A 25591-nucleotide genomic window follows, 5' to 3' on the forward strand; every position below is an offset into this window, starting at 1 on the left:
AGAAGGCTTTTTGAAAATTGCCTCGCCTAAGCGGACGAAAATTGATTCCACACGCAAGGTTGCTCTGATTCGAAAGGGAAACGAGCTGTTCAACAGCGGCGATGTTGACTCCGCAAAAAAAATATTCCTAGCCTGCGGATATACCGACGGCATCATTCGCGTAGGAGATAACTGTTATAAAAATGCAGACTACTGGGAAGCCTACCGGCTTTATATCCTGGCCCCCGCTCCAGACCGGGTGGACCACTTAATCAAGAAAATGGCTCAGGTTATACAGGATTGGTTACATGGCTAGGCTTATCGCTTCACGCATGCAAACACGCTACCCTCAAGCCAACTCGTTTATACAAAATAAGGTTTATGATATCACCTAGGTTAACACCGCGCGAACACGCCTTATGCCTCTTGAAACAGACTGTTCTTTCACTATCTTAAACTCACCAATATCTCCAATCGATTCCACATGCGGCCCACCACATACCTCGGTGGAAAAATTACCGATGCTGTATACCCTTATTTGCTCACCGTATTTTCCCTCAAAAAGGGCTCTCGCATTGATATTCTTAGCCTGCTCTATTGTCATCGTCTGCACCGAAACGGGAAGATTTTCGGCAATTCTGTCATTTACTATTTTTTCTACCGATTTCTTCTCTTCATCTGTCATGGGACGTGGATGAACAAAATCAAATCTCAATCGATCGCCTGTGATGTTCGATCCTTTCTGAGCAACATGCTCCCCCAGTACTCTTCGCAGAGCCTCATGAAGCAAATGCGTCGCAGTGTGATAACGAATGGACATCAGTGAATCATCGACGAGGCCACCTTTGAATGTCTTGTCGGCACCCTTTTTGGAAATTTCCTGATGCCTCCTATATGCCTCATCAAAACCTGCTCTATCCACCGTGATGTTGTTTTCCTCAGCCAGTTCTTGAGTTAATTCAATTGGGAATCCGTAAGTATCATACAGGTGGAAGGCCTCTTGTCCAGGTATCAGCCTCTTTTTGTTTTTGTTTAAATCTGCGAGAACCCCATAGAATTCTTTGTTGCCTTTATTGAGCGTTTTACGGAATTGTATCTCCTCCAGACTAAGCTCGGATTGTATGAATTCTTGTCTTGATGCCAGTTCGACATAAGCGCTTTCATATGTTCGAATAACAGATTCCGCAACTTGGGCCAGAAAATTGGAATCAATACCAATTTTGAGCCCGTGGCGCACGCATCGCCTGATAAGACGACGCAGGATATAGCCCTGCCCAAGATTGGAGGGCCTAACTGCATTTCCGTCACCGAGAATCATCGCTGCGGTTTTCACGTGGTCTGCAATAATTCGAAAAGATCTAGTGCTAGAATCATCATCGCGGTATTTTTTTCCGGAGATATCTTCAATCGATCTGATGATACCAGCAAAGAGTTCGGTTTCGTAAACCGTTTTTTTCCCCTGAAGCATGCTTATTGTTCGCTCGACACCCATGCCAGTATCCACGCAGGGTGTTTCCAAGGCCACATAAGAGCCATCTGATTGTTTGTTGTACTCAATAAACACATCGTTCCAAATCTCGAAATACTTACCGCAGAAGCATCCGGGCCGGCAATCTGATCCACATTTCTCTGCGCCAGTATCATAGAACATCTCAGAATCCGGTCCACAGGGCCCTCCCCTACCGGCTGGTTGCCACCAATTTTCCTCTCTTGGCAACTTGAAGATGTGCTCCTTAGGCACTGCAAGGGAAAGCCAGGCATTATAGGATTCATAATCAAAGGGAACATCGTTATCGCCCTCAAATACAGTTACGTAAATACGGTTCTTGTTCAAACCAAGGAAATCCTTGTTAGTTAAAAATTCATAACTCCATGCGATGGCTTCTTTTTTGAAATAGTCCCTAATCGACCAATTCCCCAGCATTTCAAAAAAAGTCAGATGTGATGAATCACCAACAGATTCAATATCAACTGTTCTAATACACTTCTGCACATTGACAAGACGTGAGCCAGAGGGATGATTTTCGCCTAACAAATAAGGGATAAGTGGATGCATCCCCGCAGTTGTAAATAGTACAGACGGATCATTTTCAGGTATAAGAGACTTCCCCGATATCTCTGTGTGGTTTCGTGAGACAAAGAAGTCTATGTATCTACGTTTTAATTCATTGCCCTGCATGTGCCTATCGTATCTATCGGCAAAGCTCTATTCAAGTTATGAATGGACCACCCGGTCAGATAAACGAACATTCATTCAATCAGATCGGATTCCTCGCGGATTATCAAATAAGTCCCGTTTTCTTCGCCGTTGCGTAGTCTTTCAAGAAAATTCCTAACCGCAGTATCCACCTCCGATTTCAGAACCGCGCCCATAATATCTGATTCATCTTCAACCATCAGGCGTCGGCGTTTGGGCAGAGAAAGCTTGATACGATCCCTGATTTCTCGAGCCTGCCCCTTCATAAGCAGAGCTATCTCCCTTTCTCCCATCTCAGCCAAAATGCCTTGAATATCCCTATCCCGCATATGAATAACGCTATCCATGGTGTAGAGTCTTTTCTTAACCTGATCCGCAAGCGCAGCATCAGCAGTCTCCAGACTATCTAGTAAGCGGCGTTCACCCGAAATATCCATATGTCGCAGGATATCGGCGAGAATTAATCTGCCATCAAATTCGTCGCTTTCATCTTTTCCAATATGTCGGAGTTTATCCTGCAAGCCTGCTTCAACGATATGCACAAGTTCCATTGACACTTTTCGAGCCCGAGCCATTCTAAGCACAACCTGGAGGAGTTTATCCCTGGGCAGCGCCTTTAAGAAGCTGGATGCCTTTGAAGGCTCGATTTGGGTTAGTACAAATGCCAAAACTGCAGGATTTTCTTTGTGCAAAAGATTTGTCAACTGTGAAGAGGAAAGAGCGTTCAAAAATGCGAACCGTTTAGGAATCGCATCCGGCATTGACTTCAGGATAATCCTTTCCGCTTCGTCTTTGCCGAAGGCCGCCGTCAGAATTTCCATCGCCGCATCTACTCCACCCCTCACTCTCCTTACCTTGACATCAGCTAAGGTTTCGCAAAATTCATCAAGGAGACTCTGCGCCTCAACCAAGTCCATGCGCCGGATAGTTGCTATTTCTCGCGCTATTTCCTCTGCTTCATCTGGATTCAGTTTGGCCATAACCCGCGCCGCCTCATCTATTCCCAGAAGCAATATCAGGCGCGCTGCCTTCCTTCTTCCTTCAGTCCCAGCCAGTTTAAGCAAGCTTCCCACGGGTTCTTTCTCAGCTTCGACTCGATTTTGAATAACTGTTTTTTTGGACGACTTCTTTCCGATCCCCAACTTAATCTGAGCTTGGAGATTCTCGTGTTTTTTCTTTCTCCCCTTTCCCCTTACTGCCGGCGCTTCAACTGAAGACGCTGTCAATTCAATCCCGGATTTCATTTTATCCATGACGCACCGCACCTCCCAAAATGCTGCAACTCAGCCTGATAAAACCTCTTCCACTTCAGTACTGTCTACTAATCTAGCGGCTCTTATGACGGCCAATCTTCATTGTAATGCTAAGACACTTCGTCGCTTTGGGTTTCAAATCGATTAACCAGTATGGCATGAAGAAATTCGATTGATATTTCCTGTGAAGTTCACCGTCTGCGTGATAGTCCACAAAAACAAGGGCTCGCCAAAGTCCGGCTGTTTCCGACAATTGAAAATCCATCACTACACCGCGTTCCCTGTCGAGCACAGTCCAGGAGTTCACCTCTTTGTCAGTTCCTCGCTCTTGAACTTCGCCGGCAGGGAGGAGGTCAGCAACATTTAGAAATACCGATCTCATTTCCTCATTCTCGGTCAAAGCCAAGTTTGTCTCACTTCCCCATAAGAAAGTCAGTTTTTCCTGGCTTAGATTTGAAAAAGTATAATCAACTACGAGCGAGCTGCGCCGAAATGAAAAAGTTTTATATATATCGAGGACTTCTTCTTTCCTATTCAGCGTGGCGCTGCAAGCAAGAGAAACCCTGGGTGGATCTCTCTCCAATTCCAGTGTCCGGTATCGTTTGCTGGGAAGCTTGTCAAATTTGCGATATGAACCTTGTTCAAAATCAGTGAGTTTCTCTTCGGGATCCAATATGTGATCAAGGAAAGCATGTCTCGAATAGGAATCATATCCCAATTCCACCGTTTCCTGGAGATGATAATTCTCTGGATACTTCGAAAAAGTAGCTAGATAATTCCGGGATACGGACAGATAATCCAGCTCAAAAAGAACTCCGCCCACCGGATGAATATATGCGTTGAAAATCAAGCCGCTATAAAGGTATTCTTTATTCCCATCCATATCAAAGTCGACCGAGGTAAGCGCGGCCTTGAAAATACCCCTCTCGCGAGTAGCCTTTTCTGCTTCGATAAGGGTGCTGTATGTGCTGTGTCTGAGTCGACTATTGCAAATTCCACCATTCGGACCGTGCCAATATGCATGATGCTCCTGACCCCGCCAAAGTTCTTCTTTTGCGTTTTTTTTCCTGTACTTGTCGCCTTTCAACTGATTCGACAGAACATTGACATACATCATCTTCGCATACAGGAGTCCGCTTTCACGGTATTTTGCAAGGAATTCACGATAGGAGGCTTTGGTTATATCCTGGGAGGACTTGCCTGCCGCGCCATTACTGAGTGAATTCGATATACCGGTAGAACTTGAGCTATTTTGTTTAGTCTGACTGCCTCGAAGCCAGTGCATTAAGACATCGTAGGTTGGCGCGGGAATATATATCTTTTCCCTAGGCAAAACGGTATTTCTTAAATAACGCCCCGGATGTACACACTCAAGCCAATCTCTAGCCCTCGCTACGGCGTCGAAAAACCGCTCAAGCCATTTTTCCTCATAGCAAATCGTGTGCAAGTCATTGGTCCCAAGTGCCAGCCCATCAAGAATGAGTGTTACCACAACTTCTCTGTCTTTCCCTGTCTTCAATTTCTTGAGCCTATCCAGAATATAATCAGGAGGGACTTGCAGGAATTGATCCGTAAGGGAATCCATAATAGGAAAAACAAGAATTGTCTTACCCTGATTTTCTGCAATAACCGGTGCGTCGGGGCGAAATCTCGGAACTTTTGGAAAGATTCGTTCACTCAAGAATACGTAGTCCATGCCACTAGTATGGAGAGAGGATGCTAAATGCATTTCCCATATTTGTCCCGGGATCCATCCTCCGCGTGAACGTTTGCCGAATTTTTTCCTCAAATAGGTTGTCATTGCCTCGATTTGCCCTACCTTATCGGGCGTTGGAATCAGAGGAAGCATAGGTTCCCAATATCCGCCTCCAAGAATTTCAACATTTTTACGAGATATCAGTTCACCTAGAACCGTGTGAAATTCGGGGTGTTTCTTCTCCAACCATTCAAGCAGGGGTCCAGTATAATACAGAGTTGCAAGTATCTCAGGATGGTTGTAAATCGTCGTTATGAAGGGTTTCAAAGCCGTTTGATAAGCGCTCTCAGACTGGAGATCAATCTCCCCAGACGGGACGGCATTGCAGGTTCCAAATATCAACTTAACCTTGCTCATGAATAATCGGAGATAAAGCAGCCCTCCATATCCGAGCACTCCTTGCTCAATCCTGCCATCCTTATAAATTGATTATGCACTTGGGAGGACAGGCAGCCGATGCGGCTCTTTGATCCTCTTCGTCAGCATCATTATAACTCAGCATGGAAAGATTATCCGACACAACGAAGCCGGAATTTAGAAATTTTCGTTCACAAATTCGACATCCGATACATCCGGTTCGACAGAGATTCTTTGTAAGCTTGGGGGAATCCTTGGATTTGCAGGCGACAAACCATTTTGCATCCTTTGGTATCATAACCATGACACCGGTGGGACAGACTGCAACGCATATTTCGCAGCCTATGCAGAGTTCGGGATTTACTTTCACTAAACCCGTACCCGTATAGCGAATCGCATCAACCGGACAAGATTTAACACAGGAACCCAAACCAAGACAGCCATATTTGCATCCCTTATCCCCATGAAACTGAATGTGTGCGGATTCACAATCGGGATAACCAAGATAAGTAAATTCCCTTTTTGCAGCCTTGTTATCCCCAAGACAGGCTAATCGCGCTATCATTCGCGAAGAGTTTTCGCCGTTTTCAACGTCCAGCAGCTTTGCAAGCGCATTCTGTGTATCGTAACCGCCAGGGCTGCATCTGGAAACGTCAGTTTCCGTCTTTGAGGCCATGGCCCTGGCATAGGACTCACAGCTGGAATAACTGCACACACCGCAGTTCAAACCGGGTAATACTGAGATGAGGGTCTCTACCTTCTCATCACTTTTCACCTTGAGTTTTCGTGAAGCCACAGCAAGTCCGGCACCAAGAAAAATGGCAAAGACCGAAGTGCTGATAAAAGCGTACAGTACTTGCAGGAGATTTTCCACAGGCTAACTACTCCTCAGCAAATTTGTAAGCAAAGCCGTATCAAAGGCCATGAATGCCAGGGCCATTAATCCGCCCGAAATAAAAGTTATAGGAGCCCCCCTAAGATATTTTGGCACTTTTTCAGTGTCCAATCGTTCTCTAATACCCGACATAAACAATAGCGCCATTAAAAAACCCAAACCGGCGGAAAACCCCGCCAGGAAACTCTCCGCGGCATCGAAATTTCTATTTACGCTAATCAGTGCAATGCCCAGTACTCCGCAATTAGTGGTGATAAGGGGCAGATATATGCCCAATGCCTGGTAAAGCGGAGGTGAATACTTTCGCACCGCCATCTCCACGAGCTGAACCAGTGTTGCAATCACTAGAATAAAGGTGACAGTTCGAAGGAACTCGATATCCAAGGGCACTAAGATGAAATACTCAAGCGCCCAGCTTATTAGGGATGCAAGGCTCATTACGAAAGTGACAGCGAGGCCCATGCCAACAGCGCTTTCGGAATTCTTTGACACTCCTATGAAAGGACAAAGCCCCAGAAATTGCGAGAGCACCAGATTGCTGATGAAAGTATAGGTTATAATGATGCCAACGTAGGTCATCTTTTCCTAACCACCCCTAGCCAACGAAAAAATCCCTGAAGGAATCCCATTACAATCAGAGCTCCCGCAGGAAGGGAAAACACCAGGACAGGATTATCAGCCAACGGGGGAATTCGAATGAAATTTCCATTCGGGATAAGGGTTATTGTCCCGGAGCCTAGTAGCTCTCGGATGAAAGCAATTGTTACAAGTCCAACAGTAAACCCAAAACCCATGGAAAGTGCATCCAGGAAAGATGCACTTAGCGTATTTTTGCTGGCGAAGGCCTCGGCCCGACCCAATATAATGCAATTCACAACAATCAATGGAATGAAAATGCCCAGGGATTTTGAGAGAGCCGGGGAATATGCCTGCAATATGATATCAACAGCCGTAACCAGGGTTGCAATAATTACTATATAGGCCGGTATATGTATGTCGTATGGTATCTGCTTGCGAAAAAGGCTAATCAGGAGATTTGAGCCCATAAGCACTACAAGTGTAGCCGCACTCATTCCAATCGCATTACTTACTGTGATAGAAACGGCCAGTGCCGGACAAAGTCCGAGCGCTAGAACGAAGATAGGGTTCTCATTGAGCAAACCTTTAAACAATCCTTTCATCTCTGATTGCTCCACTCTTTCACAGTTTTGGATCCTTTTTCAAGAGCTACCGCTATTCCCGTGAAGGTGATCGTTGCACCGGAAACAAGGTCCGCTCCGTTAGCAAGTTCAGTTCTGCTCTGTGGAATCGAAATCTCACCGCCGAAACCTTCAAACACTTTCATGTATGCGCTGTCTTCGGCCTTTTTCCCAAATCCGACGGTTTCTTTATTATCCATCAAACGGGCCGCTACAATTGTCCCGTCGCTCTTATAGGAAGCAGCAAGCAGCATCGGACCGCCATATCCAACGGCCTCCATTTCCAGTATCCAGCCCTTATCGTTCGATATCCGCCAGCGTTGCAAAATGCCGGGTTCAGATACTGTTTCTGCTTCCTCAGTTTTCTCTCCGTTAGCAAGCACGTCGAGAACAGCTCTCATCTCGGCTTCCCGCCGCAACTCAATAATCGGCGCTACAAAACTGTTTAGCACGGCAAGCAGAAGGGCAGCAAGCGCTCCAATTAAACCCAGTTTCAACGCTTTTTCGGTGATATCAGTCATAGCTGAATACCATAGCGCTTTGGCTTTACAAAACGATCAATAAGAGGCACTAGAATATTCATAAAAATAATTGCCAGGCTGACTCCCTCTGCAAGACTACCAAAACGCCGGATGACAAAGGTGAGAAGTCCACATCCGAGTCCAAAAATAATTCGTCCAGGCTTTGTGAGCGGCGTGGTTACCAAGTCAGTTGCCATGTATAAGGCACCTAGCATCAAGCCTCCTGTGAGAAGGTGAAAAAGCACATCCCCTCCAAAGGCCCCATTTCCATATTGAATTCCATCAAAAAGCCAGATTAAAAAGGCAAAACTGCCAATATAGGCCAATGGAATTTCCCAATTGAGAATCCTTTTAACAGTGAGTATAATTGCGCCGAGTATCAGCAAGAGCGCGGACACCTCGCCCAACGAACCGGCCATGCGACCAATCCATAAATCAAAATAGCTACCAGGAAAACCTGACTTCTCCAATAGTTCCATAGGACCCCCCGCTAGTTCTCCAGGTGGGCCGCCCATAGTGAGGCTCAACAAATTGCTTTTCACCGTTTCCAAGGGAGTGGCGCCACTCGTGGCATCAACAATCAGAGTGCGCGGAATAGTGAAGTGAGTCATTTCCGCCCCCCAGGAATAAAAAACAAATACCCTGCCGGCCATCGCTGGATTCATCCAGTTAGCGCCCAAGCCTCCAAAACTCCATTTAACAACAGCTATTGCGAATATCGAGGCAACTGCAGGAATGAACAAGGATATCTGAGCAGGCATATTGAATCCGATCAATACCCCCGTTACTATGGCACTCAAGTCGCCAAGACTGTTTGGTCGACCAAAGGCAATGTTTAACAATCCTTCGGTCAGCACAGCTGAGATTACTGCTATTCCAACAACTAACAGGGCCCTGAAGCCGAAAATGTATACGCCCCATGCAAATGCGGGCACCAGAGAAACCAGCACCCAGGCCATCATCTTTCGAGTCGAATGGGGTACATGAATCTGCGGCGAGGTTGAGATTAAAGGCAGAGGTTTCAAGGGTTATTTCTTTCTCCTGGCAGCCAAACGCCTCTTGCGACCACGACCAGCCCTGAAAGCGGAAACCAGGGGTATATGGGCCGGGCAGACATAGGAACACGCACCGCACAATACACAATCCTCCAATCCGTATTTGGTTGCTTCATCAAATCGTTCATGTTCGATTTGTTTGAAGATAGTGGTAGGTGAGAGCCCCATCGGACAAACTCCGACACAGCGTCCACAAGAGATACACGGGGTTGTGGCAGAAGTATTAACCTCATTTCCAGTAAGAGCCAATATTCCACTTGTCCCCTTGATAACAGGCGTATCTAGGTTGTTGAAAGCAAAACCCATCATCGGCCCACCCATAACTAATTTCACCGGTTCCTCGCGAAACCCATCACATTCTTCAATCAGACTACTCACGGGGCTGCCCACACGAGCTCTGACATTGGCCGGATGGGCAATTGCACCTCCGGCAACGGTAAGAACCCTTTCTACTACCGGCTTGTTCCTTACAAGGGCCTCGTACACCGAGAAAAGAGTTCCCACATTCGAGTTGATAACCCCAACCTCAAGAGGAAGCTTCCCTGAAGGTACTTCGTATCCCAATATGGCCTCTATCAGGTTCTTTTCGGCGCCCTGTGGATATTTCGCCTTGAGGTGTACAACTTCAACTTCACGGGCGGTTCCGGCAGCAGTCAGCATTTCGATAGCATCCTGCTTGTTAGCCTCAATTCCTATAACAACACGCTTTGGGTTCAGTAGTTTTTGGACTATTTTTATTCCCTCCATTATCTGCTCAGTCGATTCGAGTATCAAACGGTGATCCGCTGAAAGATATGGTTCGCATTCACATGCATTAATCAAAAACACTTCGCAGTCATGGCCCTTCGGAATGGAAAATTTGATATGTGAGGGAAAGGTGGCTCCGCCTTGTCCCACAACGCCTTTCCACTTCAGTATCTCTAAAAGCTCTTCAATCTCCAGGGACTGCCAGTCGTGGTTTTCTTCATGCTTAATCGGACTATGGATATTGCGATCACGTTTAATTACTGCCGCATCAGTTTTTATACCCATCGGAAGAAATATGCTTCTGAATTCCGAAACAATTCCAGCGACAGGAGAGTGAATAGCCGCGGAAATGAGGCTTGAGGGTTCGCCAATGAGTTGCCCTTCATTAACCCTATCGTTCAGCTTCACAGTTGGCCTGGCCTGAGTTCCGATATGCTGTAGAAATGGCACAATAGCCACATCTGGAAGCGGACAGGTTTTGATACCAATTTTCGATGTAGAATACTTTGCATCTGGTGGACGAATCCCTCCGCGAGAAAAGGTTTGATAACGGCTCATGCAGCTCGGACTCTTTCATCGCCAGGAAACGATCTAGTTGAATCTCTCACATAAGCATCATGCGAAATCAGTGCAAGGATAAATAGGGCAATGAAAGCAATGGTCCAAAGAATCGCCGTTAAAGGATCACCCCAGCCTTTCTGGTTCATAGGTTGTTTCGTAACCACCGAAACAGGACTTGGCCCTTCCAAAGATGCAAACAATTTTCCAACTCCGCTTTCTAATTGTGTGGACAGTTGCTGCCTATACCAGGTCTGATTGTACTCTGCTACTGTGGTTTGTGTCGATTCTATCGTATTGCCCACCTGCGAATAATTCCGTATCATGAGCGATTCATTCAACCTTGGCAGACGAAAAACCGCTCCGAAAAGAAATCCTTCCTGGTAGGCTGTTGATGCCATCAGCAGGGAGACATCTGGCAAATTTGTGGAATTCCGATTCATATCGAGAAGCTCCATGGCCTTGAGATTTTCAAAATTTTCTGTGCTCTTCTGTGTGTATGGGATTGGGCCGTGATTCACCGGCGCAAATTCCGGGATTAGAAATATCAGGATAACTAGAGCTGTCAAAAGCAAATCACGCATGTTGTAAGCACCAAAAACACTTCTGTGCAAATCACCTGGCATGAAAACTCCATACATCTGTGACAGTGGAACTGGGTTGAAGAGCTGATGTTCACGTTTTAGAGATTTGCGTATTCCAAGCGCCATCCTCCTAGAGAGAAACCTATCCTTTTTTGCCATTCTCTTTACGGACAATTGTCCGCCTGTTCCTGCTAATATCAAATAGACGAATTCCGACACCAACACAGCCGGAAGAAACAAATGCATTCCATCGTAGGCAAGGAAGGCGGAAACGAGTGCGGGAACATACCCGAAGCAGATTAGAATCCGATTCGTATATGCCCTGCTTCCGATATCCAGCGCATTGGGAGAGAGATAGAAAACAAGAATGACAGGGATGAGAGTATCCGGTTTAATAAGAAAGGCAAAAACTACAAAGGGTATGGCGCTCACAAACCGAGCCAAAAGCCTGTCCGAGGTGCTGCCGAATAGAGCAACCAGCGCAATTACAACAACGAGTATGAGAGGATTCAGCAATGTTCTGACGCCGCGCCAGTCCATCAGTCTCCAGTCGGAAATCTCTTCCTGCCTCTCAAGAATGGCCTTGTAATGAGATAGTCTATGTTTAGCTCGGATATAAATCAATGGCGAGCCGTTCGATTTGAAGAGCTTTGAGACGCTGGAAATATATGGATCTCTCCGTGGATCTTCCGGCACGAGATATTCCTCAAGTTTTGCCACACTGACTCTTTCTAAATTCGGTATGGCCATATATGCAACATCGGCCGTAATTTCGGAAATTGTTTCTTCCACACCCATACTGCGCAGCGTTTCTTCGGCCCTCTCGACATCCGCTCCTAGACTGAGCTTCAGAATATACCAACCAGGCCAGTAGAGTGAATCTTCATTGTCAACAAAAAATATCGCCAAATACAGACTTGCGATTAAAGCCACCGACAGGAGCATTCTAAATCCCAGCGTACTTTGCCTGATGCTGTAAAAGAAGTTCAGAATACTGGTTGGCATTCATATCATTCTTACTTGAGGATTCGAATCCTGTCAAGCTAATCAGAAACCCTTGATTACCGGCACCGTCCGTGCCTGCATCAATTCTCTTCTATTCCAAATACTATGCGCTACCACTAAAAAAAATTGGAAATGTATTGATGAAAATGCAATATGAATGTTTTGTATGAGAACAGGGGATGCCAATGGATGCAGATTACAAAGCCATCCTACGCCAAAGAAAGATTAAGGATAGACTCCGGGGCTTAGTAAGCAGAATAAAAATAATTGCTCTAGTCGGGAGAAGTGGCACAGGGAAGAGTTTCAGAGCAAAATTGATGGCCGAAAATTACAACATAGATTTCATCATTGATGATGGACTTCTGATTCAAGGGAACAATATCATTACCGGAAAATCAGCAAAGAAAGAACCTACGTACATGCGCGCCGTTCGCACGGCCTTGTTCGACGATATTCATCACCGAAACGAAATGTTGAAGGCTATACATTCACGTCGAATAAGAAGAATTCTGATTCTGGGCACTTCGATTAAAATGGTAACGCTGGTGTCAGAGCGCCTCGAACTCCCTCCCCCCTCCGAAGTGCTGCAGATTGAGGAGATTAGCACTGAGTCAGACATGGAAAAGGCTCAAAAATCACGAAACGATCGTGGAGAGCACGTGATTCCGGTACCCGCTGTCGAGGTGGAGCGTGACTATCCGAATCTATTTTCAAGCTCCATAAAGGTATTTGTAAAAATAAGTCGTGGTTTCGGTTTGAAGCGGAATAAGAAACATAAGGTGTACGAGAAATCGGTTGTCCAACCAACCTTTAATTCGAAGGACAAGGGTACAATAACTGTTAGCGAGAATGCGATTGCTCAGATGATTGCTCATTGTGTCGACGAATTCGACGGAACTCTCTTTGTTCAGAGGGTAAAAATTCGGAGATCGCACGGTGTCTATCAGCTGTGGGCAGACGTGAAAACTCCGTTTGCGAATGAAACCATTGAAAACCTTCATGAACTCAAGAGGTATGTAATCGATAAAATTGAGAAATTTACTGGAGTAGTGATTGGGGAATTCAATTTCATGATAGTAGGAGTGTCAAAACCAAATTGGACTCCAGAAAAGTTCGGGATACCCAAGGTTCAAAATGAGGTTAAATCCAGCCCAAAAAGCTAGGCAGCAGAACCGACGAGCACTCATTTTCTGAAATCCTAATCAAGCCTCAAGCTAGAATGCATCGACAACGAGGCGTTTAGTCTGACTACTCACCGCATAATCAGAAGAACAGGCATCAATGACTTTCAAAATGAACAAATTTTTGAAGCGAACTAGAACAAAATGAGAACTCATACGTCGTCTTCCAAGCACTTGGATTGATCAAATTTTAGACTGAATCAGTACTTCGTCCATTATCTCGATAAATAAATCCATGCTCACGAGCGCGTTTCGGATCCAAAAGGTTTCGCGTATCCAGAAGCACTTTGCCCCTCATCACCTTTCTCATCAGGCTGAAATCCAAGGAACGATACTCATTCCACTCGGTGAGTATAAGAACCGCATCGGCGCCTTTCATAGCCTCAATTCCAGAATCACAGTAGCTGATGTCGGGGAAAAGTATTTTGAAATTATCCATCGCCTGTGGATCGTGAGCGCGGATAAGTATGCCCTCTTTCAGCAAATCGGCAATCACTCTCAGCGCGGGCGATTCTCTAACATCATCTGTATTCGATTTGAATGCCAAACCCAGAACCGCGATGGACAGGCCATTAAGTCGAGCGTCGAGCAATACCTTAAGTCTCGCTACCACACGAGCCTTCTGTTCTTCATTGGCAGCGGCGACAATCTTCACAAGGCTCATATCCACACCAAAGCTATCGCCAGTTGAAGCAAGCGCCCGAATATCCTTAGGGAAGCAGCTTCCTCCAAAGCCTGGCCCGGGGTGAAGGAATTTTTCCCCTATTCGCCCATCCATACCCATTGATTTCGCTATTAGCGCAATATCGGCTCCCACCTTATCAGCCAGGTTCGCCATCTGATTTATGAAGGTGATCTTCGTTGCTAGAAAAGCATTGGTGGCATACTTTATCAATTCGGCCGTTTCAATACCGCACCACAGGAAGGGTACCTCACTAAGTTTCAGGGCTCTGTAGATGTCAACCAATATTTCCCTCGCACGTTCCGATTCCGCGCCGATAACGATTCGGTCCGGATGAAAAAAATCCTGTATTGCCCTCCCTTCCCGCAAAAATTCAGGATTGGATACTATTTCAATCTCTGCTGCCGCACCCCGCGCACGGATGCGCTTCCCAAGCGCCCGGTTCGTCCCAACCGGCACTGTCGACTTCGTAACTACCAGAGTGTAGGAGCGAGCATGCTCTGCAATTGCGTCCACCGAGGATTCCAAATATTCAAGATTGGCCGATCCATCTCTCCTGGGGGGCGTACCTACAGCAAGAAACACCACACTCGATTTGGGAATGGCCGATGAAATATCCCGTGTGAAGCTCAGTCTCCCTGATTCGATATTGGCTTCGAGGTAATCCTTCAATCCTGGCTCATGAAATGGCAATTTGCCTTCATTCAGCTTGGCTATTTTCACATCATCAATGTCCACTCCAGTAACCCGGTTGCCGAAGTCCGCAAGACCCACTGCCACAACAAGCCCTACATAACCGGTTCCGATTACCGCAATGTTTTTCATTTCACTTCCCTCCGTCGATTTCGTTTTCGTGGCACGCAAAGTCCTTGATGCAAAAACATATGGCGGACGGCATTTTCCACATCGCGATTGGGCTGTACGAGCGGCACTATCAGATCTTTCACATACTCACTCAAATCATCCAGGCTTCGCTCCCCCAGTGCTGATTCAAAGAATCCCTCCTCTTCGGCAATCCTCTCACAGAGGCAAGCAATCATTGCACCTCGTCCAACATCTCTCTTGTCAACCTCTTCATCCAAATCCTTGAGATTTGAAAACACGCCTTCACGCAGCTTACCTCCCTTATGTTCATCGAACTTCCGTGCAAATTCTGGCAAAAAAAGTTTGATGAAGCCATAGCGATCCATCAGACGGAAAGCTTCAGCCGAATGTCCGCTACTGAGTATTTTGTACAACTCCTCGGAGAGCCTTGAATTCGATGCGTTGCCTAACAACTTAACATCCTTTCGAATTCTCCGCGCAAGAGGGCGGGCAATGTACACACCTAGAATGGCTGTATACTTCAGAGCTCGCAGCATTCGAACAGGGTCTTCAATAAATGAAGTTTCCAGGGGCAATACGCTTCGTAGAATTCTGCGTTTAACATCCGCGAATCCCCCCACAAAGTCGATAAGAATCTCGTCTCTTGGATCGAAATAAAGCGCATTTATCGAAAAATCCCGCCTCATCACGTCTTCATACAGACTTCCGTAAACATTTCTCCTATCACCAGACTCAGTGGATCGAAATGTGGCAACCTCGTAAAGCTTATTCCGGGGAAAATAGATGTGAACCAAACGAAAACGCTTCCCAATTACGCGCGCACTCTTAAACAGCTTCTTTACACGGCTCGGCGAGGCGTCAGTTACAATATCGAAATCCTTTGGGATTCTTCCCATAAGAAGATCTCGTATCGCACCGCCCACAATATAGGCCTCATGCCCAAACTGACTCAGTCTGGAGCAAATCTTGCGCGCATCCAAATCAAAATGATAAGATTGAAGTAAATGGTCGTCCTTATCATAAATCACAGCTTTCATTGTAGGCTCCCCGCTGTTGTCCAGAAAGTATCTGCTGTGCATATGAGAAAGTAACTCCTGATGCTATAATATAGTACTTCGTCAGTCAACTTGCAATTAGATCGACAGACGTGAACTGGGGGAGAGTAAAATCGAAATACGCGCGCAGCTTAAGCTGAAGCAATGATCGAATGGGTAGCAAAAGCACGGCCCATTTTGAATAACCTGAGTGCAGTGTCTAACCTCACTTCACAGTGAAGCCCTAGTAATTTCAGGTTGCAGTTGTTATCTTAGGCAGCATGAAGATTGGCACGGAAGGAGCTACAGAACTGTTGAATCGCTCAGTTCCAGAGCTGGAGACTTGTTTGTTTGAGGTGGGAAGGTAGGATGGCAGGCACGGTAAAGGCGCGAGTGCTCAAGGGCTTTAGGGATTCTTTGCCGAGAGAAGAGCTGCGACGAGGACAGCTTATTCGCTTGCTGGAGGAGCATTTCAGATTCCACGGCTATATGCCCATTGATACACCGGCTCTTGAATATGCCGACATTTTGCTTTCGAAAATGGGCGGTGAAACCGATAAGCAGAGCTATCGCTTTACCGATGGGGGGGGACGCGATGTTGCTTTGCGTTTTGATTTGACCGTACCTTTGGCCCGCTTTGTAGCCTCAAATCGAAGCGAACTAACTTTGCCCTTCCGCCCCTATCATGTGGGCAAGGTTTGGCGTGGAGAGAACACTCAGAGGGGTAGATTTCGCGAGTTCATCCAATGTGATTTTGATTTGGTGGGTTCCGACAGCGTGGGAGCAGATTTGGAAATAATGCTGATGACGCTAGATGGATTGGATGTGATCGATGCGGGGCCCGTGAGGATTCGATTTAACCATCGAGGACTTTTCAATTTGCTATTGGATGGACTGGATGTTGCGGGGAGTCATATAAGCGTACTTCGCTCGGTGGATAAAACTCGAAAAATCGGGAGTGAGGGAGTGCGAACAACCCTGACTGACCTTGTTGGTAGAAACAAGGCCGATGCAATCCTGGATTTCATCGCGCCGGAGACAGATAACGAAAAAACTCTGGAGAAAATGTTACAGCATATAGAAAGAGTGAATCGAGAGAAGTTGGCCAAAACGCCGGAAACAATGAAACAGTCGTCAAACATTGGGAAGCAGGAGGCAGCCGGACTGCCGGAAACTATGCGGGTACGTATGATTTTAAACGCCTTTAATAAACTGGGACTTGGGGATATACTACTGTTAGATCCTTCGATTACACGCGGATTGGACTACTATACTGGAATTGTTTTCGAGGTTTTTTTGGAACGCCTGCCGGACATGGGTTCGGTTTGCTCGGGCGGTCGCTACAATGATTTAACTGGTCTGTTCTTGAAGGAGTCAATCAGCGGCGTTGGGGCATCAATAGGACTGGATCGCCTGCTCGCCGGACTCGATGAGTTGGGAATCGTCAAAAGCACTGAGAAGGATACGGATTTATTAGTGCTGATGTTGGATGAGTCGCTCCTTGGCGACTATCAGTGTTTTGCAAGAGATTTTAGAAGACTGGGTTTGGCCGTGGAGGTTTATCCAGAGCAAAGAAAACTCGAGGCTCAGTTTCGCTATGCCCAGGCTAGAGGTATCTCTTTCGCACTGCTTTACGGCGCCCACGAGGCAAAAAACAGAAGGATTAATCTCAAGGACTTAAAAACGCGGAAGAGCTTCGAGAATCTGAGCATAAGCGCAGCCAAAGCTAAGTTAGTCGACTTGTTAGACCGCTGATTTGGCCTGCACTTAGACGCTGTTGGAATTGGATGAGATCCCTCAGACTTGCGCGACGAAATGAACCCACGCACGAACACAGCTGCTGTCACTGCTGCGGATTAAGGATGGGAATGAAGTTCGTACGAAGATTGATGCAGTTTGGTAATTAGTTGTTAGCAACGCATCGACGTTAGTATAGTATATCCAGTTGTTTGTTTAGCTGGGGTGCTGAAGTATTGGAAACAAGGCTTGGGCCCTCCAGGGTGGGTTTAGAGTGCTGGTGGCGGTTTTTTGAGGACACTGGTGTGCGGGATGGCCAATTTGAGAGGATAGTGTGGAAAATTCTCTATGGAATTTACCGGTTTATTCAGAGAAACATCGAATACTTGAGGCTTTGGAAGGGGAACAGGTGCTTGTAGTTGAGAGTCCGACCGGATCGGGCAAAACTACCGGGCTGCCTGTGATTCTGCTTGAAGCCGGGTATGCAAAGAAGGGTCTTATAGGCGTTACTCAGCCGAGGCGCATTGCAGCCATGAGTGTCTGCAATTTTATTGCGCGTCATATGGATTCTGAAGTAGGCGGACTTGTGGGCTATAAGATGCGTTTTGAAGATGTTACGAGCTCAGATACGAAATTAAAGATTATTACTGATGGAACTCTTTTGCAAGAGATGAAGGGCGATCGTTGGCTTAGTCGATATGATGTTTTGATAATTGACGAAGCACATGAACGCACCTTAAACATTGATTTTATTTTGGGTTTACTGAAGGGAATTTTGCCACATCGTCTGGAACTAAAAGTGATTATCTCATCTGCCACATTGAATCCACATACTTTTAGTGACTACTTCGACGGGGCTCCCATCGTAACGATTGATACCCCTGTTTATCCAGTTCATCTCTGCTACGATCCTCCGCCCATCGAAGGGAATGAAGATATGTTGATTGATAAGATTGTTGCCAAGGTTGAGCGGATTGCGGCGATAGGAAATCCTGAAAAAGAGGATGTTCCCAGCGGTGATATATTGATTTTTTGTTCGGGTGAAAAAATGATAAAAGATACGGTGGCAAAGCTTGTCACCTGTTCCGTACGCGGGCAACTTCTAGTGATGCCTCTCTATGCACGTCTCGGGAGTGAAGAACAGGAAAAGGTATTCGAGGCCGCTCCGAAGAAGAAAATCAAAGTGGTGGTGGCCACCAATATTGCCGAAACGAGTGTTACCATAGATGGTATAACTGCGGTTATTGATACTGGGCTTGTTAAACTGAATTTCTATGATCCGCATACCTATACTAACTCTCTAAATGAAACTGAGATTTCAAAGGCTTCGGCAAATCAGCGAGAAGGCAGGGCAGGACGAACCCAGCCTGGAATCTGTTATCGGCTTTATTCGGAGGCTAGCTACAACAGGAAACCGAAATTTACCAAGGAGGATATCTATAGAACCGATTTGGCAGAGGTGGTGTTACGCATGGCCGAAATCGGAATTAAGGATTTCGAAGCTTTTCCCTTTATCAGTGCGCCTAAGGGCGGGGGTATCCGTGGTGCTGTTGCGGCTCTGCGTCTTCTGGATGCCCTCGATTTAGACGATGAATTGACTGATATTGGACAGAGAATGGTACCATACCCTCTTCTGCCTAGACATTCTCGGATGATAATTGAGTCGATTTTGCGTTATCCGGATGTTATAAGGGAAGTGATAATTCTCGCGGCATTTCTCTCTACCAATTCACCCTATTTACTTCCACGGGGAGAGGAAATGGAGGCGCGGAAGGCACATCACAAGTTTCGATCGGAGCATCATGGGGATTTTGCGAGTTACCTCAACCTTTTTGGGGATTATACGGAAGCGAGGGATAGACAGAAATTCGCCGAAGCCCATTACCTGGACAAAAAGATTTTGGATGAGATTGTGGCGATAGCCGATCAGCTGGAAGAAATAACTGAGCGGAACAGCATATCGATAAGCGGGGGGGGAGCGAACGAAAACTTCATCAAGGCATGCGCGCGCGGCCTTATTCCCTTTATTTGCGTGAGGGACAGGCGCTTCGATTACAGAAGTGTTGGCGCGGACCACATCCTGATTCATCCTGGTTCGGTTTTATTCAAGGAAACTCCTGAGTTCATCATTGCAGGCGAAATAGTTCGAACTAGCAGAACTTATGCACGCTCGGTCTCGCCCCTGCAAAAGGCATGGTTGCCGGATATTCACCCGAAATTGCCGAAATGGCTATCGGTAAGGGGAGGCACAAGATTTGGCTCAAACTGGCGAAGAGAAAAAGGTGCTGGGGAAAGTGTGCCCAGGAAGGATACAACAAATCAAATTTGGATTGCCGGCGAGGGTTTTAAACTCTTAAGAAACTCGGGTAGAAGAAGCAAGAGGCGGGCACTGATTCAATGGGACCGTCTTCATGCTGCACTTGCTAAGACGAGGGATGCGGCGCTGCCGGATTTCGGATCAATGCAAGGGACCTTGCTGTTAGGTAATGATGAGGTATTGCCAAATAGCAAGGTGAATACGATTATCAAGGCAGTGAATTTGCTAGATCCTAAAAAAGATCTTATTGAAGCTGCACCCCGCGGCAATTTTCATATCGATACTCGCCTAGACGATTTAATCGACGAATTACCAAATCTGCTGAAAGTAACGCGTAAAAATAAAAGACGGAAGAAGGGTGGAATGGGCTTCGTAACCCTCTATTCCGATGGGAGGGGTCATTTCTGGTTTCGGTCGCTTAAAAGCTTTCATGGGGCAATTTCCACTTGTCTTGAAAGCTTGGAGAGTCTTGCCGACTACATGAAAACAGATTCGCATAAGTCACAAAAAACGAAATTGGGAGACACATACAGGCAGATAGAATCGCTCTTATACTAAGAGAGTTGAGTCATCTTCCTGGACAAAGTTTTAGTTTATTGAACTGTCCTTCGCGGCGAATCGAGGCAAATACCCATACAGAGATGTCCCTCGAAAGTCCACTCAATTACCAAATGGATAATCTTAGACGTCTAATTTGTCGTTTGGAAGTATTTCATTATCTTGATTGCCACATCTTGTCTCCGATATGCTTGTTCCATCCCTAAAAAGAACTAATTATCATAGTGTTTCTTCGGTCCGCCTTTCTGTTTCCCAAAAACCCAAAGACGATTGAGTGTATACCCCACTCCTGTATAGAACAGCATCCCAACTATTATTGCAGGCACTTCCTTTGTGTTCATGATTTCAATCAATCCGGCCTGTATTCCTTGTACCAGTATCAGCAGTGTTATTGTAACCAGAACAAACCTGCCGAACATTCCCAATTTGGGAGATTCTGATTTTCTGAAGGTAAAGAGAGTGTTCATTAAAAAACTAAATACTATGGCTACAATGTAGCCCAGGGCTGTGTAAACGGCATAATGCAATCCTTTCCTACTTAGCAGGTAGGCAGTTAACGAGAATACTCCAGTGTTTAGAAGTCCCACGAATCCATAGCGGACCATCATCCATATCTCGTTTTGAAACTTACGCGACATCCACAATTTACTCTTCTCGGACACCTCATACTCCGTCGAAAACGGCATTGCAGAAGCGACTACTCTGCATAGTCAACTTAGCTACTGCGAAATCAGCCATTCCGAATTTCCAATACTGAATCCAAATCAAATTGATTTACCTTTTCCACAGTTACTTCACCCGCATCCCTCATCAGAATGAAGCGGAGTTCCCCTCCCTGTTTTTTCTTGTCATGTATCATGGCTTCTTTCAACTTAGAGCTTTCAACTTCGAGATTAACATCATCAAAACCGTACTCCGAAAACAATCGTCTGGAAAATTTAGCCCAATCAGGATTCGTGATTCCCATGCGTTCCCCCAAGTCCAGAGCTTTTTTTATGCCCCACGCAACGGCTTCACCATGACTCCATCGAATGAAATTCGTTGCCCCCTCTAAAGCGTGTCCGAAGGTATGGCCTAAATTCAGATAGGCTCTTCTACCCTGTTCTCGAAGATCCGCACTGACTATATCAGCTTTAATCTTTGCGGCGGCAGGGATAATTCTGTTCAAAATTCGCGAATCTCTAGAGAGTATGGCCTCCCTCCTGCTTAAGAGGATGTCCAACAATCCGTATTTTTTAGGTTCCAGCATGGCATGTTTGATTACTTCAGCGAGGCCGGACTTATACTCCCAATCCGGAAGTGTTCTTAGCAATTTGGGGCAGATGCGAACTTCATTCGCGGGATAGAAGGTGCCGAGAATATTTTTGGAACCTCCGAAGTTAATGCCGGTTTTGCCACCGATTGCTGCATCCACCATTGAGAGCAAGGTTGTGGGAACCAGAACCAATCTGCATCCTCGCATATATATGGAAGCCGCGAATGCTGTGACATCGCATACCACTCCGCCACCAAAGCCCAGCATCATTCCATCCCTACCCAAAGATAGAGAGAGGGCAAAATTCAAGATTTTCTCCACCGATGTCCACGCCTTTGCAGTCTCTCCGGGGGGCATCTTGAGCATTCGATTGCTATCGGCAGGTGCAAAGAATTCAACAATGTTTTTGTCAGTTACAGTAACGAACTCGCCGGAGGGCAAAATCTCTTCCTCGGAAACATGCAGAACTGCGGATTCACCTTCCAAGAAAGGAATTGAGGCTATTTTTCTCATAGCTGCCATACGCCATGTATAATCGCTTCAGCCCAGTCTAGTAGGTCCCTACGGCGATGCTTCAATAGGGCGAAACTCCAATGGATATTGTTACGATATTTCGAAATGTATTGGGGTAGGAGGAACTGTTTATGGGCCTGAAATTACCCTGTTCTTTGAAATCGGTGTAGTATAGAGCCACGAACGAATACTGCAAGCTAAATTGTACAGGTTCGTTCCAAAGCCTTGTGTCCAGAGTTCCGCCAAGGGTGATGATATGAAACCACTCATATATGCCATCAGACAGAAAATTCTTCTTTTTCCCACTGTATGCCCCATTTGGATCTTTCCCAGGAGTCAGTATTTCCGGGTCTTTCCCGGACTCAAGGGTTTCTTTTTTAGGACTAAAACCCCAGGGATCGAAGGTACTTCCGGATACGCTGCCTGGGAAACCGTGACGAATCATGCGATACTCACCGCTCCAAGTTATTCCACGGCGAAAGTGGCTTGTCAGTTTCAACATTATTTCGTCTGAATTCGGCTCCAGGCCATAGCCAAGTGATTCACCGCCATTCATGTATCCCGTATCCATTGCATAATCTGGAACTCCGTTCGGCTCGCCGCCTCTCCCATCATCACCGGAAGAATCCGGGGGGGAATACCAAGGTGAGTCAACATAGTAGTAGTGGGTATATGTGAAGGGTTCAATTTTAGTGTATTGCAATGTCAGATTAGACCAGGGTATGCTTGGAATCGGCATTTTGATTCCCGTCTGAAAGCTGTACATATTTGCCGTATTATGAAAGAAATCACCTGCAGTGAAGCGGGCCTCATCAAGATAAACAGAGAAGTAGGCCCGCAAGATACCCGGCCAGGTTAATCCTATTGTACCTCCCATCATTAGGTTATCAAAGTCGCCAGTGTTGTTTTGACTCAAGAACTTGCTCATGAGCGGGAAGACATAGCCCCATTCGGGACGTTTCAGATAGATAACAGCATCAAAGAATGACAAATACAGCCAGTCTAGTGGAGTTATTTCCACATGAAGAGCGGAAAACATATTTTGCTGCTCCCTTGAAGTATACTCTATGTGATAATCATCGTTTTTGCGAAAATTCTCCCCATATTCCAGTATTCCGGCAATGGAGGATATGGAAACTTGTTTGAGCGGGGTTACGTTCCATTCAAATGCAAAAAAGGGTCTTGCATCCGAATCAAGTTGAAGACTCCCCTCCCCGATCCCCCAGTCGTGGCGAATCCTGCCGAATCGTAAGTCAACGCGATTATCCCAAAAGGTCGCTGCAATTTCGGGGGTATAAGAATAACCCGCCGATAGAGAGGTTGGCATTTGCTCAAAGCTGCTCAAGCTGGAGATGGGATGCAAGCCACCGTCCCAAATCTTTGTATACGAGTAGGGAGTCCATCCTTCAGGCCCGTAACTTCTTTTTGTATCGTAGTCATCCACAAGAAATCCCCCCCAGGTCGCATCGATCCCCCAGGATACGTGTTTTCCAACATCGCCCTTGATATAGACGCTTACCAAACCGTTGCCACCCAAACTATCTTTCCTGGCAATATCAAGGCTCATCTCACCTTTTATGTACGCGCCAAAGGTTGTCGGGAAGATATCGTGAGAAATCCGAACATCACCATCCAGATTAAAAGCCTTATCAGCATCTATTGCATAGCGCTCAATCAGATCTTCCAGAACCGACTGCTCATGTTCACTTAGCTTGTCTTTCTTTTCCTCTATCTCATAGAGAATCGCAGCAACAAGGGATCTGGCATAGGGTTTGGCAGCTCTAATGGGGTCTGTAAATCCGCGAATTCTGGCAATATCCAGAAAATTATAGAGCGCTGTCTCTGTAACTGGTATTGTATTGTGAGATTGCGCCGAGAGGGCAGTTAATAAACAGGGTAGAAGTGCTGTTGCAATTAGATTTTTTTTGCTTAGTATGCCATTCCTCATATCAGTAAAATATAAGCTAAATCTGTCCTTTGTAAATAAGCGACGGTTTTAAAATACTTGTTTCCAGTGCCCTTTAAGCGATATACTTCTTTGATGGGGCGATTTTGTCAGACTCTGATTCTTATTTCTATCTGCCTCGGATTCCCAAACACAAGTTTGCATGCAATGCATAGTGAAGATGATGTATTCATGATAAAAGAAATAATCTATTCGATTGATGGCAGCACTAAGGAAAAAGCCCTTAGAGCCCTTTCGAATCTAGAGGCCGGAATGAGTTTTCCTTCATTGGAAATTCTGGAAGAATCTGTTGAAGACGAGCATCAGAAACTTGTAAACGCCAGGGTTTTTGAATCAGTAAACACAGATATCATACAGCTTTATACAGAGGCAAATATTCATAATTTCATGGTTATTGTTTCCGTTGTCGATGCCATAACAATTACTCCAATCGTTTATCCTAAATACAACTCAAATACCGGTGTTCGACTGGGATCCAAAATCTACTGGAACAATTTCCTTGGGACTATGACGAATGTCTATCTGGGTATGGGTATCAGTATTCAACCAAAAGATTCTGAAAACAAGTGGGAAATTGGCGGATGGGATATCAATCCGTCCATATCGGATATCAGATTGAGCAAAGGAATTTTTCTCTCTGTTTCGATGCGGCAGAGTTACAACGAAGAAGATTTTGAAGATATTCTGACTCCTTCCAAGTCTTACTATTATGGATACTATCTCACAAGTTTGAATGTTGGGACATCCTTTGCACTCTATAAGAAACTGAACTACCTGGTGAGTTTAGGAGCCAGTTTCAGATACAATTATTCTGGAAATCTTGGACCAAATTCAAAACGACCATATGAGTTTGCTCCATCTCATGGATTGAGATATGGAGAGGTGGATTGGGTTGAGAATTTTAGAAAAGGTTTTACCACAGGACTATTCAACTCTTATGGTTTCGGTGTGACAAACAACGGAAAATTTCAATTCTCCAGCAGTATCAATGCTTCCGCTTCTTATTATCTGCCATTTTGGAAGAGATTCAACCTCTACACCCGCATGACTGCATTTTACCACTGGGGCGTGCCTAAAACTCCGGCATCCTTAATTCGTGGTGTTCGCGACAACGTAATGTCCGGTTATGTCGGCGCCGTGCTCAATACAAGTCTCGCCTTTCAGTTCTGGCGTTTCGAGAAAGTTTGGGATGCACAAATCCATCCCTTCTTCGATTTAGGCATCGTCTATAACAATGAAAGCTTCAATTCCCTTCGAGATTACAATTATGGTATAGGTTTCGATTTGGTTTTGTACATCGATGTCCTGCCCAATCTCGTGGCAACCGGATCTGTTGGAATTGATCCTAAGCGTTTCGACAAAGAAGATTTGCTTGACAGTCTGGAAATTTCAATAACAAGTTCGTTATTCTATTAAT

At 45.8% G+C, this 25591-nt stretch carries 20 protein-coding genes; 5 read left to right on the plus strand and 15 right to left on the minus strand.

The genetic code is table 11. From position 1 onward, the window contains the following. Window positions 1-10 precede the first annotated feature (10 nt). Window positions 11-295: a hypothetical protein gene (locus S1OALGB6SA_RS07700; RefSeq protein ID WP_230204500.1), complete on the plus strand. Its 285-nt coding sequence runs from the start codon at window positions 11-13 to the stop codon at window positions 293-295. Window positions 296-370: 75 nt separating this feature from the next. Here the strand turns inward: S1OALGB6SA_RS07700 and S1OALGB6SA_RS07705 are convergent, their stop codons facing one another. The 10 genes from S1OALGB6SA_RS07705 to S1OALGB6SA_RS07750 all read right to left on the minus strand — a co-directional run bounded on the left by S1OALGB6SA_RS07705 (window position 371) and on the right by S1OALGB6SA_RS07750 (window position 12106). After that, window positions 371-2158 carry an alanine--tRNA ligase gene (locus tag S1OALGB6SA_RS07705; RefSeq protein WP_124033081.1) on the minus strand — a complete coding sequence of 596 codons (1788 nt, stop codon included), beginning with the start codon at window positions 2156-2158 and terminating at the stop codon, window positions 371-373. A gap of 71 nt (window positions 2159-2229) precedes the next feature. Beyond that, the gene (locus tag S1OALGB6SA_RS07710) at window positions 2230-3429 is read right to left on the minus strand and encodes a flagellar motor switch protein FliG (protein ID WP_037564154.1); all 1200 of its coding nucleotides are present in this window, start codon (window positions 3427-3429) and stop codon (window positions 2230-2232) included. Between the two features lie 73 nt (window positions 3430-3502). Then, a complete protein-coding gene (locus tag S1OALGB6SA_RS07715; protein WP_037564155.1) occupies window positions 3503-5542 on the minus strand; it encodes an alpha-amylase/4-alpha-glucanotransferase domain-containing protein in 2040 nt (679 codons plus the stop codon). A gap of 61 nt (window positions 5543-5603) precedes the next feature. Continuing rightward, on the minus strand, window positions 5604-6416 hold the full coding sequence (locus S1OALGB6SA_RS07720) for an RnfABCDGE type electron transport complex subunit B (protein WP_037564156.1): 813 nt from the start codon (window positions 6414-6416) through the stop codon (window positions 5604-5606). 3 nt (window positions 6417-6419) lie between these two features. Then, entirely contained in the window at window positions 6420-7016 is a 597-nt protein-coding gene (locus S1OALGB6SA_RS07725) for an electron transport complex protein RnfA (protein ID WP_037564158.1), read from the minus strand. After that, window positions 7013-7618, minus strand: coding sequence for an electron transport complex subunit RsxE (rsxE, locus tag S1OALGB6SA_RS07730; RefSeq protein WP_037564160.1), 606 nt, complete (start codon window positions 7616-7618; stop codon window positions 7013-7015). The genes S1OALGB6SA_RS07725 and rsxE overlap by 4 nt, the downstream gene beginning before the upstream one ends. Beyond that, the gene (locus S1OALGB6SA_RS07735) at window positions 7615-8157 is read right to left on the minus strand and encodes an FMN-binding protein (protein ID WP_037564162.1); all 543 of its coding nucleotides are present in this window, start codon (window positions 8155-8157) and stop codon (window positions 7615-7617) included. Before S1OALGB6SA_RS07735 ends, rsxE begins: the two co-directional genes overlap by 4 nt. Further along, the gene (locus tag S1OALGB6SA_RS07740; RefSeq protein WP_037564164.1) at window positions 8154-9182 is read right to left on the minus strand and encodes an RnfABCDGE type electron transport complex subunit D; all 1029 of its coding nucleotides are present in this window, start codon (window positions 9180-9182) and stop codon (window positions 8154-8156) included. The genes S1OALGB6SA_RS07735 and S1OALGB6SA_RS07740 overlap by 4 nt, the downstream gene beginning before the upstream one ends. 3 nt (window positions 9183-9185) lie before the next feature. Beyond that, window positions 9186-10517, minus strand: coding sequence for an electron transport complex subunit RsxC (rsxC, locus tag S1OALGB6SA_RS07745; protein WP_037564166.1), 1332 nt, complete (start codon window positions 10515-10517; stop codon window positions 9186-9188). Continuing rightward, on the minus strand, window positions 10514-12106 hold the full coding sequence (locus tag S1OALGB6SA_RS07750) for a hypothetical protein (RefSeq protein WP_037564168.1): 1593 nt from the start codon (window positions 12104-12106) through the stop codon (window positions 10514-10516). Before S1OALGB6SA_RS07750 ends, rsxC begins: the two co-directional genes overlap by 4 nt. A gap of 179 nt (window positions 12107-12285) precedes the next feature. Here S1OALGB6SA_RS07750 and S1OALGB6SA_RS07755 point away from each other — a divergent pair, with 179 nt between their 5' ends. Beyond that, window positions 12286-13269 carry a hypothetical protein gene (locus S1OALGB6SA_RS07755; RefSeq protein WP_124033082.1) on the plus strand — a complete coding sequence of 328 codons (984 nt, stop codon included), beginning with the start codon at window positions 12286-12288 and terminating at the stop codon, window positions 13267-13269. A gap of 208 nt (window positions 13270-13477) precedes the next feature. Here the strand turns inward: S1OALGB6SA_RS07755 and S1OALGB6SA_RS07760 are convergent, their stop codons facing one another. Beyond that, window positions 13478-14794, minus strand: a complete 1317-nt coding sequence (locus tag S1OALGB6SA_RS07760; RefSeq protein ID WP_037564169.1) for a UDP-glucose dehydrogenase family protein — start codon at window positions 14792-14794, stop codon at window positions 13478-13480. Further along, a complete protein-coding gene (locus S1OALGB6SA_RS07765) occupies window positions 14791-15831 on the minus strand; it encodes a tRNA nucleotidyltransferase/poly(A) polymerase-related protein (protein ID WP_195910370.1) in 1041 nt (346 codons plus the stop codon). Before S1OALGB6SA_RS07765 ends, S1OALGB6SA_RS07760 begins: the two co-directional genes overlap by 4 nt. A 366-nt stretch (window positions 15832-16197) precedes the next feature. On the opposite strand from S1OALGB6SA_RS07765, the gene hisS reads away from it, so the two are divergent. Both hisS and S1OALGB6SA_RS07775 read left to right on the plus strand, forming a co-directional pair. Then, window positions 16198-17583, plus strand: a complete 1386-nt coding sequence (hisS, locus tag S1OALGB6SA_RS07770) for a histidine--tRNA ligase (RefSeq protein WP_037564171.1) — start codon at window positions 16198-16200, stop codon at window positions 17581-17583. Between the two features lie 316 nt (window positions 17584-17899). Then, a complete protein-coding gene (locus S1OALGB6SA_RS07775) occupies window positions 17900-20440 on the plus strand; it encodes a helicase-related protein (protein WP_124033083.1) in 2541 nt (846 codons plus the stop codon). Window positions 20441-20652: 212 nt separating this feature from the next. Here the strand turns inward: S1OALGB6SA_RS07775 and S1OALGB6SA_RS07780 are convergent, their stop codons facing one another. From S1OALGB6SA_RS07780 to S1OALGB6SA_RS07790, 3 genes are all read right to left on the minus strand, one after another. Beyond that, on the minus strand, window positions 20653-21078 hold the full coding sequence (locus S1OALGB6SA_RS07780; RefSeq protein ID WP_195910371.1) for a GtrA family protein: 426 nt from the start codon (window positions 21076-21078) through the stop codon (window positions 20653-20655). A 92-nt stretch (window positions 21079-21170) separates the two neighbouring features. After that, on the minus strand, window positions 21171-22208 hold the full coding sequence (locus S1OALGB6SA_RS07785; protein WP_195910372.1) for a 3-dehydroquinate synthase: 1038 nt from the start codon (window positions 22206-22208) through the stop codon (window positions 21171-21173). Between the two features lie 61 nt (window positions 22209-22269). Beyond that, window positions 22270-24156, minus strand: a complete 1887-nt coding sequence (locus tag S1OALGB6SA_RS07790; protein ID WP_124033086.1) for a hypothetical protein — start codon at window positions 24154-24156, stop codon at window positions 22270-22272. 189 nt (window positions 24157-24345) lie between these two features. Here S1OALGB6SA_RS07790 and S1OALGB6SA_RS07795 point away from each other — a divergent pair, with 189 nt between their 5' ends. After that, the gene (locus tag S1OALGB6SA_RS07795) at window positions 24346-25590 is read left to right on the plus strand and encodes a BamA/TamA family outer membrane protein (protein WP_124033087.1); all 1245 of its coding nucleotides are present in this window, start codon (window positions 24346-24348) and stop codon (window positions 25588-25590) included. Window position 25591 lies beyond the last annotated feature (1 nt).

Source organism: Olavius algarvensis spirochete endosymbiont (genome assembly GCA_900608495.1).
Classification (GTDB): Bacteria; Spirochaetota; Spirochaetia; order DSM-2461; family DSM-2461; genus UBA2779.

Bases quoted from the DNA above. Each gene is read 5' to 3' on its own strand.
- S1OALGB6SA_RS07725 (WP_037564158.1), bottom strand. From the start codon at position 7,016: ATGACCTACGTTGGCATCATTATAACCTATACTTTCATCAGCAATCTG.
- S1OALGB6SA_RS07780 (WP_195910371.1), bottom strand. From the start codon at position 21,078: ATGTCGCGTAAGTTTCAAAACGAGATATGGATGATGGTCCGCTATGGA.
- S1OALGB6SA_RS07750 (WP_037564168.1), bottom strand. From the start codon at position 12,106: ATGCCAACCAGTATTCTGAACTTCTTTTACAGCATCAGGCAAAGTACG.
- S1OALGB6SA_RS07790 (WP_124033086.1), bottom strand. From the start codon at position 24,156: ATGAGGAATGGCATACTAAGCAAAAAAAATCTAATTGCAACAGCACTT.
- S1OALGB6SA_RS07705 (WP_124033081.1), bottom strand. From the start codon at position 2,158: ATGCAGGGCAATGAATTAAAACGTAGATACATAGACTTCTTTGTCTCA.
- S1OALGB6SA_RS07755 (WP_124033082.1), top strand. From the start codon at position 12,286: ATGCCAATGGATGCAGATTACAAAGCCATCCTACGCCAAAGAAAGATT.
- S1OALGB6SA_RS07710 (WP_037564154.1), bottom strand. From the start codon at position 3,429: ATGGATAAAATGAAATCCGGGATTGAATTGACAGCGTCTTCAGTTGAA.
- S1OALGB6SA_RS07785 (WP_195910372.1), bottom strand. From the start codon at position 22,208: ATGAGAAAAATAGCCTCAATTCCTTTCTTGGAAGGTGAATCCGCAGTT.
- hisS (WP_037564171.1), top strand. From the start codon at position 16,198: ATGGCAGGCACGGTAAAGGCGCGAGTGCTCAAGGGCTTTAGGGATTCT.
- S1OALGB6SA_RS07735 (WP_037564162.1), bottom strand. From the start codon at position 8,157: ATGACTGATATCACCGAAAAAGCGTTGAAACTGGGTTTAATTGGAGCG.
- S1OALGB6SA_RS07715 (WP_037564155.1), bottom strand. From the start codon at position 5,542: ATGAGCAAGGTTAAGTTGATATTTGGAACCTGCAATGCCGTCCCGTCT.
- S1OALGB6SA_RS07760 (WP_037564169.1), bottom strand. From the start codon at position 14,794: ATGAAAAACATTGCGGTAATCGGAACCGGTTATGTAGGGCTTGTTGTG.
- rsxE (WP_037564160.1), bottom strand. From the start codon at position 7,618: ATGAAAGGATTGTTTAAAGGTTTGCTCAATGAGAACCCTATCTTCGTT.
- S1OALGB6SA_RS07765 (WP_195910370.1), bottom strand. From the start codon at position 15,831: ATGAAAGCTGTGATTTATGATAAGGACGACCATTTACTTCAATCTTAT.
- rsxC (WP_037564166.1), bottom strand. From the start codon at position 10,517: ATGAGCCGTTATCAAACCTTTTCTCGCGGAGGGATTCGTCCACCAGAT.
- S1OALGB6SA_RS07795 (WP_124033087.1), top strand. From the start codon at position 24,346: ATGATAAAAGAAATAATCTATTCGATTGATGGCAGCACTAAGGAAAAA.